The organism is Alteromonas sp. ABH4_457 (genome assembly GCF_056160625.1).
The window spans coordinates 658,737-673,452 of sequence record NZ_JBSWXN010000001.1; the positions used below are offsets into that span (position 1 = coordinate 658,737).

Below are 14,716 nucleotides of genomic sequence, written 5' to 3' on the forward strand. Positions count from 1 at the left end.
TTTTTGCCACCGGCAGAACCGGTATATAAGGACTTTTAATGCGTATTCTTCACGCCTATGCAACGCGACTTCCGTTACCGGCTAAAAAGTACGGTGGCACGGAAAGGGTTATCTGGTCACTGGCTCAGGCTCAGATGAGGCAAGGTCTTGAAGTCAAATTCCTGGCCCGCAATGCCGGTGAACTGGCCTCTCAGACATTGAAATATGACCGTGATAAGCCGGTCAGTGAGCAAATCACAGACTGGCCTGATGTGGTGCATTTTCACTGGCCTTACGAAGGTGAGCTGGATAAACCGTTCCTGTGCACCGAGCATGGTAATGCAGGGGAAGCCAGAACTTATCCGCAGAATACGGTTTTCCTTTCGGAGAAACATGCGTCTAATCACCATGCCAGCTGTTACGTTTATAACGGACTGGACTGGCGGGATTATGGTGAGCCTCATACCGGTAAGCCGGATAATTATTTTCATTTTCTCGGCAAGGCCCGCTCTGCACTGAAAAACCTGGACGGTGCTGTCCGCATTGCCGGCAACGTCAATGAGAAGCTGGCTGTGCTGGGGGGAAACCGGTTTAACTTTGGCAGAAATCCGTATTTCGATTTTCACCTTCACACCCGTTTCAAGGGTATGGTGGGCGGAGAGGAAAAGCACAGGTTAATCCGGCGCTCAAAAGGACTTATTTTTCCCGTACGCTGGCATGAGCCTTTCGGGCTGGCGATCACAGAAAGTTTGTTCCTGGGAACACCGGTATTTTCTACACCCTACGGCTCATTGCCTGAACTTATCAACAATGCTGATGTAGGTTTTTTGTCGTCAAGTTACAAAGAGCTTGAGCAGGCTGTTGCTCAGGCAGACAGTTTTTCCCGGCAGGCCTGCCACGAATATGCCCGTGATGTGTTTAATGCTGAAGTGATGGAACAGCGTTATTACAAGCTTTACGAAGAGGTGATTAACGGTCACGTGCTGAATGATGCACAACCTCACGCCACGGGGAATGTATCAGAAATTCTCCCGATGACGGATTAACCTCCTCTGCCAGCCTGCGGAACAGAATTTTAATGTTCCGCTTATTCCCTTTTTCCGGACAGCTACATCCTTATCAGATCCTGTGTGTCAAAAACATCATCAGGGTATAAAACGCCGCAATGACCGCAGACAACACCAGAATATAAATAAATCCCTGTTTACCCTGAGCGAGTGTCCATTTATTAGCTTTCAGATAGGCAAACCAGAACAGGCTGAGTAGAAGAGGGATCAGTACAATTATCTTTATCACGGGTAATCTTTTCCTTGTGTGTTGCAATTATGATGCGGAAAAACGTCACTATTTTCCAGTCATTACTCTTATATCTACATTAACTACTGATTTTATTAACAAATGTGTAATGGCGTGCTAATTGCTTACATCTCTTCTAATCAGAAGTACAAGTTCAGTAACCGGCTTAACGTCTGACCCGGTAATCAGACAGAAAATAAGTTGCAATGGAGGCAGTTAATGTTCAGTTTTAAAGCGTTGTGTGCGGGAATCGTCGTTACCTTGATTGCAGGTCCTGTACTGGCCGCTGACAGAGCACAAAATATCACACTGGATGATTACAGTTTTCCCGTAACTGAAGTGTCAGCGCTGACACCGGCTGAACCGGCTGCTGATGAGATTTTGCAACCCGGCATGATCCTCGGTTATGACGTATACCGGACAGGTAAAGTTGTCGGCAGAGATCCGCTGACCGGTACCGTATCAATCGCCATTGCCGGTCAAACCGTTCGTATTCGCCCGGATACCAGAGAAATTGTTGATATAGCCGGTTAATTCTACCTTCCCCTGATATCCATCCTGCTTTTCCTGTTACTCGTCCGTAACTCCGTGTCCGGCTGTTGATGATTAGTAATTGAAGCATATAATAAGCATTGCTTACTAATTGAGGTTGATATGGAAAATTCCACATCCCGTGAAACCCCCTGTTACTACGATACCCGGCATGGCCCGGTAGAAGGTTTTTTACTGGCTGATATCACAAGGCGCATGCGTGGCGCTTTTCAGGACAGGTTAGATGGCAGTGATCTCACCCTTTCACAGGCGAGAGCACTGAAACTGATAGCCATGAATCCCGGTGTACAGCAAAAAGCGCTTGCGCAGATGCTTGAAATCCAGCCAATGACTATTGCAAAGCTGCTGGACAATCTCGAGTTACGGGGGCTGGTCCGTCGGGATAAGGACCCGGCAGACCGCCGTGCTCACCTGATTAACCTGACCGCAGATGCAGAACCCGTGTTAAAAACCATCAAAGTGACAATTGAAGCATTGCGCGAGGAAATGCTGCAGGACCTCAGTGAGCAACAACGGGCACAGTTTGTCGATGTGCTGACGCTCATTCGTGAACGTCTTATGTCAATGTCTTTCTGATACGGAGAATTAAATGTCAGAAGAATCCACAAAAGCTGCGCCGTCTTCACGCAGCAAAAGATTTTTATTTATGGTCGTTGTCCCGGTACTGGCATGTCTTGCCGGCGGTGCGGCTTGGTTACACGGCGGGCGACTGGTTGAAACGGATAATGCTTATGTTAAAGCCGATCTGATCCAAATCAGTCCTCAGGTCAGCGGTAATATTATTCACGTCAATGTGCGTGAAAATCAGCAAGTCAAAAAAGGCGATATTCTTTTTGAAATTGACGCTGAACCCTATCAGGTAGCCATGGAGAAGGCTGCTGCGAATATGGCACAAGTCAGAACAGAACTGTCTGCCCTGAAAGCCTCTTACGTTGAGAAGCAAACGGAACTGAAACTGGCAGAAAGTAAGCTGGCCTATGCGCAAAAAGAGGAAGTTCGTCAGGATAACCTGTTGAAAAAGCGCTATGTGTCGGATGCAGATTTTGACGCAGCCCATCAAAATGTGGCCATTGCCAGACTTAACGTACTGGCGGTAAAAGATGATCTTAAACAAATCGCAGAGTCTCTCGGAGGCAGCGATACACTGCCGGCTGAGCAACACCCTGATTATCTGGCGGCAAAAGCGACGCTGGCGGAAGCACTGCTTGATTACAAACATACACAGATACTGGCACCGCAGGACGGGGTAGTGCGTATACCGCCTAAAACCGGACAGTATTTTGCTGCCGGCAGTCAGGCTTTGTCGATGGTCATGAACCGGCAAATGTGGATTGAGGCAAATTATACTGAAACCGATCTGACCTGGGTCAAGCCCGGTCAGCAAGTGACCATCAACGTCGATACTTATCCGGATCATCAGTGGCACGGAGTGGTAGAGAGTTTGAGTCCGGCAACCAGCGCGGAATTTTCAGTGCTGCCCGCACAAAACGGGACTGGGAACTGGGTGAAGATCGCCCAGCGTTTGCCTGTGCGCATCCGGCTTGATGATGAGCCTGATTTGCCGTTATTAAGAGCAGGGCTCAGTGTGATTACGGAAATTGACACGCAGCATCAGCGTTCAGTATTAGGGCTGACACTGTAGATGTCTGCACAGCCGGATACGTCATCATCATCTGCTAACCGCGTCATGATCACCTTATCGGTGATGCTGGCGACTATCATGCAGGCGCTGGATACAACTATCGCTAATGTGGCCTTGCCCCATATGCAGGGAAGTATGAGTGCCACGCAGGATCAGATAAGCTGGGTGCTGACCAGCTACATTGTTGCCGCAGCGATTTTCATGCCGCTTACCGGATTGCTCAGTGCCAGATTTGGCCGCCGCCGCTTGTTCATGTGGTCAGTAGTCGGATTCACTGTGGCATCCATGCTTTGCGGCGCAGCGCAGAACTTAAATCAGATAGTGATCTTCCGGTTGCTGCAGGGGATATTCGGCGCCAGCCTGGTGCCGTTATCCCAGTCTGTACTGCTGGATACCTGGCCGAAAGAAAAACATGGACAGGCGATGGCCATGTGGGGCGTGGGCGTTATGCTCGGTCCTATTCTCGGGCCTACCCTTGGCGGACTACTGACAGAATATTATGACTGGCGCTGGGTGTTTTACATTAACCTGCCATTCGGTATCCTTGCCTGGTTTGGCCTTATGCGATTTGTCCCGGAAACTGAGCTGGATCCTGACAGACGTTTTGATCTCACAGGTTTTGCCATGCTGGCGCTGGCCATTGGCGCGTTACAAATGATGCTGGACAGAGGAGAGTCTCAGGACTGGTTTGCCAGCAGAGAAATCGTTATCGAAGCGGCACTGGCAGCGCTGGGTATGTATCTCTTTATTGTGCATATATTCACTCACCGTAAACCTTTTATAGAACCGGCCATGTTCCGCGACAGAAATTTCTCGGTGGGGCTGCTGTTTATCTTTATCGTCGGTATTATTTTGCTGGCCACCATGGCGCTGTTGCCACCGTTTATGCAAAACCTCATGGGCTATCCGGTGGTGGACGTAGGCTACCTGCTTGCTCCGAGAGGAATAGGTACCATGATTTCAATGATTCTGGTGGGGCGCCTTTCAGGTAAAGTCGATGTGCGGCTGATGATATTTACCGGACTCATGCTGATGAGTTACTCATTGTGGGCCATGACCCTGTTTACTGCGGATGTCAGTGCCCATGAAATTATCCGTACCGGTGTTATTCAGGGGCTGGGCCTGGGATTTGTTTTTGTGCCCCTCTCAACCGCCAGTTTCGCCACACTGGCGGCCTCGTACCGTAATGAAGGTACAGCATTGTTCAGTTTGTTACGCAACATTGGCAGCAGCATCGGCATCTCTGTGGTGATGACCTATCTGGCTCAGTCTGCACAGCGGAATCATGCAGTATTTGCAGAATTTATGTCGCTGGATAATGCCGGCTTTAAGGAAAGTGTGGCTCACGGAATTTATGCGACGTCGGGTACAGGGTTGAGCAGCCTCAATACACTGGTCACTACTCAGGCAACCACGCTGGCATATCTGCAGGATTTTCGCCTGATGATGTGGATCACTCTGGCATCGGTTCCGCTTTTGTTGCTTTTGCGTCCTGCAACTGCGCCGGCCAAAGCAGCATAACCAGTTAATACAACAAAGCCGGGGCAACGGTTTGCCCCGGCTTTGAGCATTCCATTCATAAAACGTTACCGCGTTACGCTGATTTTCTCCATTTCATCTGCGTTTGATTCACGGGTGTTATCAAGACGGAAATCCAGTTGAACCAGTATACCTGTCTGGCGCATGGCTTTACCGCCCTGAACCCGTGGCTTATATTCCCACTGAGACAGGGCAGCTCTGGCACTCTCGTCAAAAACGCCATGAGGAAAGGCATCCACAATTTCAATATTCTCTGTAGTGCCGGCGGCAGAAATATCAAATTTCAATATTACCGAGCCTTCCTGATTGTTTGCGGCGGCTTCAGCCGGGTAGACAGGGTCAATTCGCATAACGGGCTGCGCAAGATTAACCTGTTCTGCTTTCACCGGCGTACCGGCGAGCTTTGCCAGCGCAGTGTTTGCTGTAAAAATACTGATAGCAAGGCAGGTGGCCAGAGTAATTGTTTTATTGCCCGTGGTGGTTTTTTGCATCTGTGTAAGGCGTGTAAGCATGGTTTTCTTTTCTCCGTAAGCGGGGTACAAGGTGTTATTGCCGGTAGTATGCTCAGCACACTGCACAAGGGCTTTTGCATAATGAATTTTGTCTGCCTGAGATTTGTGTCTCAGCACTGCTGCGTCGCATGAAACTTCCTGGCAGGTGCGGAAAGCTGACAGCGCTGCCCAGACCAGAGGGTTGAACCAGAACAGGCTCAGTAATATCAGCGCTAAAGCATTCCACAGGTGGTCGCCCCGGCGCAGATGGGTTTGTTCGTGCTCGATGATCATTGATTGCTGTCTTTCCGTGAACGCGCTGTGGAAAAACGCAGGCATGATCATCTGCGGACGGAGTATCCCGAACAGCAGTGGCGTTGAAACGGCGGGACTGACCAGGTAGTGTCTTGAATGCAGACTTGCTGTTCGGTGTTTGTTTGCGATGTGCCTGGCCAGAGCCACGTAGCGAAAAACAACACTGGCAGCAATCAGGAATGCGCCGGCAGCCCATATGAACAGAAAGGTGTTGCCAGCAGGGCTGGCGATTAAAGAGCCGGTTCCGGTGACATAGCGGCTTACCGGACCAGCCGGTAAGCTCACTGCTGAAGCAGGCAGGTTATGGGCAATGAGCACCACGGGTATTAGCAGCCAGAGCTGATACGCCCGGCCGGCGCCTAAAGCAGGAATAAGAAAGCGCACGGTTAACATCAGAAAAATAAGCGCAACAGACAGTACAACCTGCTGTTGCAGCAACCAGTCAGTCATTGTTCTTCTCCCACTTTTCAATCAATGCTTTCAGTTCATCCACATCCTGTTTGGAAAGACTGTTCTGGTTGGCAAAGCCGGCAACCATAGGCGCAATCTTGCCTTTGAACATCCGGCTGACAAAATTGGCCGTTTCTTTTTTGGTGTAATCTTCACGGGCGATGAGCGGTGTGTACAAATATTGCCGCTGCAATTTCTCAAAGCTGATAACCTGCTTTTTCACCAGCCGGCTAAGCAAGGTTTTGATGGTTTTCTCATGCCACGCTTTGCGGGAATTTAAACGCGCAATAATGTCTGCTGATGTCGCCGGGTAGCCATCCCATAATGCATCCAGCACGTCAAATTCAGCGTTTGAAATATCGGGCTTCTGGTTTTTATCTTCTGACATTGTTATGTCTCTTATGGATTACGCTTGTAGTCTTAATTTAAGATTACACATGTAATCAATGTGTGCAAGTTTATTTTTCAATCAGCGCTTAATTAAACGGAAAAACACCAGTGACATGCATCAATGCAGAAAGGGAGTGGATAATGAAAAGCCCTGATGAACAGGGCTTTTACAGTCAGGGCATGGTTTTATTGTAGTAACTTGTCAGGCTGATTTCGCCAGTGAAGCATCCTCAAGATAGCGCTTACGCTTTTTGTCAGTGAGGCTGTCAGTATCGACGACGACAAGCCCGTCTATACAGTCATTAAAGTCCGGGTCCACGTTGAAATCAAGAAACGCAACGCCGCCGGCTTTAGTGATCTCAGAATATTGCTTATACAGCGTCGGTACATTCACACCCATATTCGCCAGCAAGTGTTTCAGTTGGGTAAATTCGGCTTTGTAGTCTTCACCCGGGAAGATGTCCTGCACTTCCGGTGATACCTGATAGGGTAGCCGTGATGAAGCACTGCCGAATTTTGCCGGAAAGTGGGTACGGTAAAACTGCACTAGCAAGTCCTTGGCAGGTTGCGGATAAGCGTTGCTTATTGATACTGCTCCGAACAGATACCGGTATTTCGGGTAACGGCTCAGAAATGCACCGATACCAATCCATAAATAATCCAGACTACGTTTACCCCAGTACTGAGGCTGCACAAAACTCCGGCCCAGCTCCAGACCTTCTTTGAACAGAGCGTCGTTGTCATTGCCATAATTGAACAGGGTAGCTGAATACAGGCCTGTGGGATGGCCTTCTTCCGTCAACACGGATGCGTCGCCGAAGCGGTAGGCGCCGGCAATCTCAAGATCGTTTTCATCCCACAGGACAAGGTGGTAGTAGTGGGAGTCATACTGGTCAATATCACGGCGGCGGTTAGTACCTTCGCCCACCGCGCGAAAAGCGATTTCTCTCAGCCGGCCAATTTCCCGCATAATGGGCGAATAGCCCTGATGCTGATACAGGTAAATATGTTTGCCGTCAGCAGTATGACCCAGGTGCTCACATTGTTTAATGGCACGGGTCAGTTCTTTGCGGTCTTCCGGCGTGGCGATGGGAGCCTGAGTGGGCAGTACGCCCTTGCGGTTACCACCGATGCGGTATAAATGACGTTTAAACAGCTTAACCTGCTCTTTCAGAGGCAGGGTGAGCTGGCTGTATGCTTCGTAAGGAACTACCTCGCCAATGCGCATGGGTAAGTGCTTTTTGCGCTGCTTAAACATCTCTTTGACCAGCAGCACAGTTGCCAGAGGTTTGTAAATCATAGACACGCCGTAAAACAACGGCGAGTTTTTAGCGTCAATGTAAACCGGCAGCACTGGTGATTTGGTTTGTCTGGCGATACGAAGGAAACCTGTATGCCAGCGGGTATCACGTACCCCTTGCGGACGAAGCCTGGAAACCTCTCCGGCCGGAAAAATCAGTACAGCCCCGTCACCGTGTAAATGCTTATGTATGGCTTCAAGGTGCTGTTTAGGTGTGCCGCCCTGCATGTTATTAACCGGCAGCAGCATGTTGTGCAAAGGTTCAACGGCCATCAGCATCTGATTGGCGACTACTTTTAAGTCGTGGCGTACTTCACTGACCAGTTTAATTAATGCAAGACCGTCGAGGGTACCAATCGGGTGGTTGGCAATAATGACAACTTTGCCTTCGGTGGGGATACGCTCTTTTTCCACATCACGGGTAGAGTAGCTGATATTAAAGTACTCAAGCACCTGTTCAACAAAGTCTATATCCACGTAGTGAGGATAGGTTTCACTGAACTCGGTCATTTCCCGCTCATGCAGCAGGTGGCGAAGTACAAAAGACAGCGATTTAAATAGCCAGGGTTTATCCGCAACCTGCGGATAATGCCGGGTCAGTACATCATCAACAGTAAACATATTTTATCCCATTGTTTTGAGCGAACGATATCAACTGAGTGTGACGCTTTTTACACAGTTTCATGGCATTTCCGTGACAGAGTGCTTCACCTGCAGGCAGCGTTGCCGGTCAGTTATTATTTGTTAATTAAGCCGCTTTCGTTGCTTTTGAGCGTGGCTTGAACTCGGTAACAGAAGCTTGTGCCTGCATATGATCAATCCAGCTGATAAGCGCCAGATTTCCCTGCAAATCTTCACCAAGGGCAGAGCAGTTTTCTATCCAGTCGCCATCATTGATATAGTGGATTCCATTCTCCATGGTGCTTTCCGGGTGGTGGATGTGGCCGCAAATCACACCATCAAGCCCCATTTTTTTCGCCCTGCCGCAGCAGGCTTCACGATAACGGCTGATGGCTTCGTTAGCCCCTTTGATATGCTTTTTGATGTAGCCTGCCAGAGACCAGTAGTGGTTGTTGCGCCACTGACGGAAGCGGTTAAACCAGCGGTTGAGGAACAGAAGCAGGTCGTAGCCTTTATCACCAATCCAGGCGTGGAATTTTCCCAGGGTCACATCAGCATCGAACTGATCGCCATGAAGGATAAGGTACTTTTTGCCCTGCAGGGTGGTATGAACATATTCTCTGCGGATCTCTATTTCGCCAAAATCCATTCCGGAGTAAGACTGCAACGGCTCGTCATGATTGCCGGGCAGATACACCACTTTGGTCCCTTCACGGCTCATTTTCATAAATGTATGAAGCACCTGATTGTGCGCCTCAGGCCAGCGAAATTGCCGCGACATCTCCCACATATCGACGATATCGCCAACCAGATAGAGGGTGTCGACGGTGACATTGTTAAGAAAGTCGAGAAGGTATTCAGCTTTGCAATCTTTATTGCCAAGGTGAATGTCAGATAACCACAGTGTGCGGTAGTGAGTGCGTTTCATAGCCGTTCCCAAAGCAGTAACTTTGGAAGGACATCTTAGGATGGTTAATTGACAGTCAGGTGACCGCAGGTTTACAGGTTAGTGAAGGTTGTCTGACAGTATCGTGACAACGGCCTTATGCGAGGAGAAAGAACTGGCCGCATTCGCTGACGCAGCCAGTTTTGCGATTTATCCGGCCATACGGGGGGCAATATCTGCCAGCAGCACTTCTGCACTCTGATATCGTGTGTTTCCTATTTTGCAGTATCCGCCGAATGCATAAAGCGCTTTCAGCTTGCGCTCTACCTGCGGTGTGAGCTCGTCTGCAGACAATTCGTGGGTTTCAATTCCTTTGTTATCGTGTACCTGGATTTTCATCATTGTAATCTCACTTTTGATTGTACAAATTCGTTAACTGCACCGGGTTCTTAGCAGGAACTCCCGCCAGTGACACTCAGCATTAAGCTCTTAACACTAACAACCTTAGCAAAATTTCTACCAGCTCAGCTTACTACTGTTATCACCAGCGAAAGTTCGCCAAAAGTCGCCGAAATGCACGTAATCGTGCGGTCAGGTTCAGCACAGTACCTGACACTAACAAATGAAAATGACGTTAACGTTGCTACCCGGCAACACACTTTTGTGTAGTTTTTTCGCAGCGGCGGGAATTGCCTCTCGTCAATTTTGCATTATTACCTGTACCTCAGTTACAGTACCACGGTGTCCCGCTCCAATTAAGTAAAGCTATTTAAAACAGGAAAATGCTGCACAGCGGGACTTTGCAGAAACAGGATTTACCGGATAAAGGATTATTAATGCAGAACTTGTTTTTTATTTTATTGGCATTGCTCATTACGGGCTATTCGCAATTCTCCTGCGCAGCTGTTCGTGGCAGTAATGAAACGGTGTTGATTGATTCCAAAATTCTCGGTGAAACGAGAGAGCTTCTTGTCCATCTCCCTAACAATTACAGGCTTTATGAAAATAAGCAATATCCTGTGCTGTTTCTTCTGGACGGACAGAGAAATTTAAATCATGTAGCCGGCACACTGGATTTACTGAACCAGTCAAATATGGCGCAAGAGATGATAATCATAGCCATTATGAATACCCACAGAACAAGGGATTTTACACCTACAAGAAATCCTGATTATGACGAGTGGGGAATTTCCGGGGGAGCGGATGATTTCCTTTCATTTATTGGTCAGGAGCTTATTCCTCATGTAGATGAAAATTTCCGCACAAATGGATTACGGATTTTGTCCGGGCATTCGTTAGGCGGGCTACTGACCGTTTATGCTCTTCAGACGAGGCCTGCACTTTTTCAGGCATACTTTGCATTCAGTCCCAGTTTATGGTGGCATGATGAGGTGATTTTCAAGCAAGCACGGGACTTTTATCAGAACACTCCTGAATTGAACAAATACCTTTACGTAAATCTGGGAAGTGAAGACGGACAAATGCAAAGTGCTTTTGAACGCTTTACGTCTTTACTGGGTGAGCGTGTGCCGGATGGTTTTTTCTATAACATGGACTTAGATACTTCTGAAACACACAACACCATCGCGCTTGCCGGACATGCTCTCGCACTGAAGCACTTTAATAATCTACTTTTGCCGGCTCCTGACGTACTGGAAAAGGGAGAGAAGGCGGTTTTGCAATTCTACGCAGACCAGTCAGAGCGGTATAGCTTCAACGCAAAGCCAGTTTATAAAGCAATTAATTATTTGGGTTATAAAGCGTTGGGTGAAAAGGATTTTAAGAACGCGATTACACTATTTCAGAAGAACGTCAGGACTTTTCCCGAAATGGCTGATGCTTATGACAGTTTAGCTGATGGCTACCAGGCAAATGGTGAACTCGACAAAGCATTAAAGATGCGTACGCTGGCTGTGGAAAAAAGTATATCTGAAAATGTGGAGGCAGGTGCGTATAAAACCCGCAAAGCAAACCTGTTGAAATTGATGAGGGGCGGGGAGACTGATAGTCAGTGATAATTCAAAGCTGGGTAAAATTGCCGACATAAAAAAAGCGCCTTAAGGCGCTTTTTACTTCTCGTCAGCTTGTCTTACAGCGCTTTAATCTGCGCAGACAGACGGCTCTTATGACGAGCAGCTTTGTTCTTGTGAATCAAACCTTTGGTTGCCATTCTGTCAAGTACCGGAGTAGCAGCGGCCAGTGCAGCTTGTGCACCTTCTTTATCACCTGCAGCGATAGCGGCAACTACTTTCTTGATGCTTGTACGAGTCATGGAGCGACGGCTGGCATTATGCTGACGACGCTTTTCGGCTTGAATTGCACGTTTCTTAGCAGACTTAATGTTAGCCAAGGTGTAACTCCCAAAATAAATACATGTCTAAAAAATAGGGTGCGGATTATGCTCATCCGGCGACCAAATGTCAAACTATTTTGCCCGACACCTCAGGAAAAATAGTTTTGAGATTGCGCAATAAAGGCATCCCCCGTGAGATGCGCGGATTATAGCAGGGCAAAATGGGGAATTCATCTGTCTGTCATGTTTTTTTCATCTTTAATTCAACACACTGTTACGGTACAGAATTTTTCTCTGCGGAGATTTCGTCAAACCCCCGCTTCCGCTATAGTGGCGGTCTGAATTTTTCAGTTAGCAGGGCGCGCGTGTCAGGAAAGTTATTGAAGTCGGGGATCATTGTCAGTGTGATGACATTTATCTCCCGCATACTCGGGTTGGTCAGGGATGTCGTTGTAGCGAAACTCATGGGAGATGGCGCGGCAGCTGACGTATTCTTCTTCGCAAACAAAATTCCCAACTTCCTGCGACGCCTGTTTGCTGAAGGTGCGTTTGCCCAGGCATTTATTCCTGTGCTCACTGAAGTGCACCATCAAGACGACAAGGCAGAACTGCGGGCTTTTATTGCGAGGGTCTCCGGTACGCTGGGTGCGATTGTTTTTGTGGTAGCCATATTGGGTGTTCTTGCTTCCCCGGTACTCACAGCCATTTTTGGTACAGGCTGGTTCATCGCCTGGTGGCAGGGAGAAGAAGCCGGTGAAAAATTTGAGCTCGCTTCTGTCATGCTTAAAATCACCTTTCCTTATCTAGCCTTTATCACATTAACCGGATTGGCAGGGGCGATTTTAAATACGTTAAACCGCTTTGCCGTGGCCGCTTTTACACCGGTATTACTGAATATTTGTATCATATTATGCGCCTGGTTCGTGGCACCGGCTTTATCCCAGCCGGCTTTTGCGCTGGCATGGGGCGTCTTTATTGGCGGTATCGTTCAGCTTCTATTCCAACTGCCGTTTCTGTACCGGGCCGGATTACTGGTAAAGCCAAAATGGGGCTGGCATGATCCCGGCGTGGTGAAAGTACGCACATTAATGATCCCCGCACTGTTTGGTGTGTCGGTAGGGCAGATCAATCTGCTGTTCGACACTCTCATTGCCAGTTTTCTTGTTACCGGCTCAATCAGCTGGCTTTATTATTCAGACCGGTTGCTGGAGTTTCCACTCGGTTTGTTCGGTATTGCCATCGCAACGGTCATTCTGCCGACTTTGTCGCGCAATCATGTGGCGAACGACCCCAAAGCATTCAGTGGCAACATGGACTGGGGCGTACGTATGGTGTCGTTACTGGGTATTCCTGCTGCTGTGGGTCTGGCATTTATGGCTGAGCCGATTATGACAGTTATTTTCCAGCGTGGTGCTTTCACTGCTGAAACGGCCCGTATGGCATCCTATTCGCTGGTGGCCTATGCCTTCGGACTGGTGAGTTTTATGTGGGTAAAGGTGCTCGCGCCCGGGTTCTTTTCACGCCAGGATACCAAAACACCAGTAAAATTCGGGATCTGGTGCATGATTGCCAATATGGTGTTTAACCTGATTTTCGCTATTCCTTACGGCTACATTGGCCTCGCTATCGCGACCTCTTTGTCAGCCACACTGAATGCCGGTCTGCTTTACACAACACTGCATAAAAACGGTGTGTACAGGGCCAGCAGAGAAACGCTGTTTTTCCTTATTAAGGTGGTGATTGCCAGCACTCTGATGGCGGGTGTCATTGTGTATTTAGACCAGGGTGACGCATTTTATGCGCTGGATTTAACTGCACAAATTTACCATGTGACTCTCACTATTGGCTCCGCTGTAGCTGTTTTCCTCTTCGTTTTGCTTGTTTCAGGTGTCCGCAAACGACACTTTCGGGCATTTGGCGGATAATCTATGCGCAACGATTGGTATTACGGTGCGGGTCGTTTATAATCGCGAGCTTTGTCATTCAGTCTCAGGCTTACAGGAACCCGGCAGCAAGTGGAATTAATTCGCGGTCTTCATAATTTGCGCCCCGATCATAGCGGGTGCGTGCTGACTATTGGCAAGTTTGACGGTGTTCACCGGGGCCATCAGGCAGTACTGGCAAATGTACATGAAAAAACCCGTGAACTCGGCTTGCCCTCTACCGTTATGGTTTTTGAGCCTCAGCCCGAAGAGCTGTTCAGTCCCGATACAGCTCCTGCGCGCCTGAGTACCTTACGGGAAAAATATCAGTTACTGAAAGCACAGGATGTTGACCGTTTATTGTGTGTCCGCTTTGATGAGTATTTTGCCAGTCAGTCTGCAGACACCTTTATCGAAGAGTTGCTGGTTGAGCGTCTCGGCGTGAAATTCCTGGTGGTAGGCGATGACTTCCGTTTTGGCCGTGGTCGCCGAGGTGACTTTTCCATGTTGCAGCGGGCAGGGCAGAGCATGGGGTTTGAAGTCGCAAGTACCCAGAGCTTTATGGTCGATGATTGCCGCATCAGTTCCACAGCAGTGCGTGAAGTACTGGCTGCCGGTGAATTTGAAAAAGCCGGTAACATGCTGGGGCGGCCATTCGTGATAGACGGTCGAGTGGTACACGGTGAGAAAAAAGGGCGCACAATCGGGTTCCCGACAGCCAATGTATTACTGAAACGTTCACGCCCGGCCATTAACGGCGTATTTGCCGTAACCGTGGATGTCAATGACACCCGCTATTATGGCGTGGCCAATGTGGGTTCCCGTCCGACTGTGGCGGGCAAACGCACGCAACTGGAAGTGCATATATTTGGCTATAGCGGTTCGCTGTACGGCGGGCAGATAAAAGTCTATCCGGTAAAGAAATTACGGGATGAAGAAAAATTCGCGTCATTTGACGCATTGAAACAACAGATTCAGCGCGATGCGCAGGCAGCAAGAGCGCTGTTTGGCATTGCCGGCATTTAATTATCAAATTGTTG

Annotated in this window: 15 protein-coding genes; 8 read left to right on the forward strand and 7 right to left on the reverse strand. The window is 48.6% G+C overall.

Annotated elements, in window-relative coordinates:
* The first annotated feature begins 38 nt into the window (after positions 1 to 38).
* The gene (locus ACXAGR_RS02770) at positions 39 to 1,025 is read left to right on the forward strand and encodes a glycosyltransferase (protein WP_474848011.1); all 987 of its coding nucleotides are present in this window, start codon (positions 39 to 41) and stop codon (positions 1,023 to 1,025) included.
* 73 nt (positions 1,026 to 1,098) lie between these two features.
* On the opposite strand, the gene ACXAGR_RS02775 is transcribed toward ACXAGR_RS02770, so the two are convergent.
* On the reverse strand, positions 1,099 to 1,275 hold the full coding sequence (locus ACXAGR_RS02775; RefSeq protein ID WP_474848013.1) for a hypothetical protein: 177 nt from the start codon (positions 1,273 to 1,275) through the stop codon (positions 1,099 to 1,101).
* A gap of 219 nt (positions 1,276 to 1,494) precedes the next feature.
* On the opposite strand from ACXAGR_RS02775, the gene ACXAGR_RS02780 reads away from it, so the two are divergent.
* From ACXAGR_RS02780 to ACXAGR_RS02795, 4 genes are all read left to right on the forward strand, one after another.
* Complete coding sequence (locus ACXAGR_RS02780) at positions 1,495 to 1,809, forward strand: hypothetical protein (protein WP_474842558.1); 315 nt, start codon at positions 1,495 to 1,497, stop codon at positions 1,807 to 1,809.
* 120 nt (positions 1,810 to 1,929) lie between these two features.
* A complete protein-coding gene (locus tag ACXAGR_RS02785; RefSeq protein ID WP_303573068.1) occupies positions 1,930 to 2,403 on the forward strand; it encodes a MarR family winged helix-turn-helix transcriptional regulator in 474 nt (157 codons plus the stop codon).
* A 13-nt stretch (positions 2,404 to 2,416) separates the two neighbouring features.
* Positions 2,417 to 3,469: an HlyD family secretion protein gene (locus ACXAGR_RS02790; RefSeq protein WP_474848015.1), complete on the forward strand. Its 1,053-nt coding sequence runs from the start codon at positions 2,417 to 2,419 to the stop codon at positions 3,467 to 3,469.
* Positions 3,470 to 4,990, forward strand: a complete 1,521-nt coding sequence (locus ACXAGR_RS02795; RefSeq protein WP_474848017.1) for a DHA2 family efflux MFS transporter permease subunit — start codon at positions 3,470 to 3,472, stop codon at positions 4,988 to 4,990. It begins immediately after the preceding gene.
* Between the two features lie 65 nt (positions 4,991 to 5,055).
* Here ACXAGR_RS02795 and ACXAGR_RS02800 read toward each other — a convergent pair whose 3' ends face one another.
* From ACXAGR_RS02800 to ACXAGR_RS02820, 5 genes are all read right to left on the reverse strand, one after another.
* Entirely contained in the window at positions 5,056 to 6,264 is a 1,209-nt protein-coding gene (locus ACXAGR_RS02800; protein ID WP_474848019.1) for a M56 family metallopeptidase, read from the reverse strand.
* Positions 6,257 to 6,652 (reverse strand): BlaI/MecI/CopY family transcriptional regulator, encoded by a 396-nt coding sequence (locus ACXAGR_RS02805; protein WP_474848021.1) that lies wholly within the window; start codon positions 6,650 to 6,652, stop codon positions 6,257 to 6,259. Before ACXAGR_RS02805 ends, ACXAGR_RS02800 begins: the two co-directional genes overlap by 8 nt.
* Before the next feature lie 204 nt (positions 6,653 to 6,856).
* On the reverse strand, positions 6,857 to 8,575 hold the full coding sequence (gene olsF / locus ACXAGR_RS02810; RefSeq protein WP_474842546.1) for a bifunctional ornithine lipid synthase OlsF: 1,719 nt from the start codon (positions 8,573 to 8,575) through the stop codon (positions 6,857 to 6,859).
* A gap of 127 nt (positions 8,576 to 8,702) precedes the next feature.
* Positions 8,703 to 9,503 (reverse strand): UDP-2,3-diacylglucosamine diphosphatase, encoded by an 801-nt coding sequence (locus ACXAGR_RS02815; protein WP_474842544.1) that lies wholly within the window; start codon positions 9,501 to 9,503, stop codon positions 8,703 to 8,705.
* 168 nt (positions 9,504 to 9,671) lie between these two features.
* Positions 9,672 to 9,863 (reverse strand): hypothetical protein, encoded by a 192-nt coding sequence (locus ACXAGR_RS02820; RefSeq protein WP_119501972.1) that lies wholly within the window; start codon positions 9,861 to 9,863, stop codon positions 9,672 to 9,674.
* A 434-nt stretch (positions 9,864 to 10,297) separates the two neighbouring features.
* Between ACXAGR_RS02820 and ACXAGR_RS02825 the strand changes: the two genes are divergently transcribed.
* Positions 10,298 to 11,476: an alpha/beta hydrolase gene (locus ACXAGR_RS02825; RefSeq protein WP_474848023.1), complete on the forward strand. Its 1,179-nt coding sequence runs from the start codon at positions 10,298 to 10,300 to the stop codon at positions 11,474 to 11,476.
* Positions 11,477 to 11,550: 74 nt separating this feature from the next.
* Here the strand turns inward: ACXAGR_RS02825 and rpsT are convergent, their stop codons facing one another.
* Positions 11,551 to 11,811, reverse strand: a complete 261-nt coding sequence (gene rpsT, locus ACXAGR_RS02830) for a 30S ribosomal protein S20 (protein WP_119501969.1) — start codon at positions 11,809 to 11,811, stop codon at positions 11,551 to 11,553.
* 308 nt (positions 11,812 to 12,119) lie between these two features.
* On the opposite strand from rpsT, the gene murJ reads away from it, so the two are divergent.
* Positions 12,120 to 13,679 (forward strand): murein biosynthesis integral membrane protein MurJ, encoded by a 1,560-nt coding sequence (gene murJ / locus ACXAGR_RS02835; RefSeq protein ID WP_474842537.1) that lies wholly within the window; start codon positions 12,120 to 12,122, stop codon positions 13,677 to 13,679.
* Positions 13,680 to 13,769: 90 nt separating this feature from the next.
* Positions 13,770 to 14,702, forward strand: a complete 933-nt coding sequence (gene ribF, locus ACXAGR_RS02840) for a bifunctional riboflavin kinase/FAD synthetase (RefSeq protein WP_474842535.1) — start codon at positions 13,770 to 13,772, stop codon at positions 14,700 to 14,702.
* Positions 14,703 to 14,716: the final 14 nt, after the last annotated feature.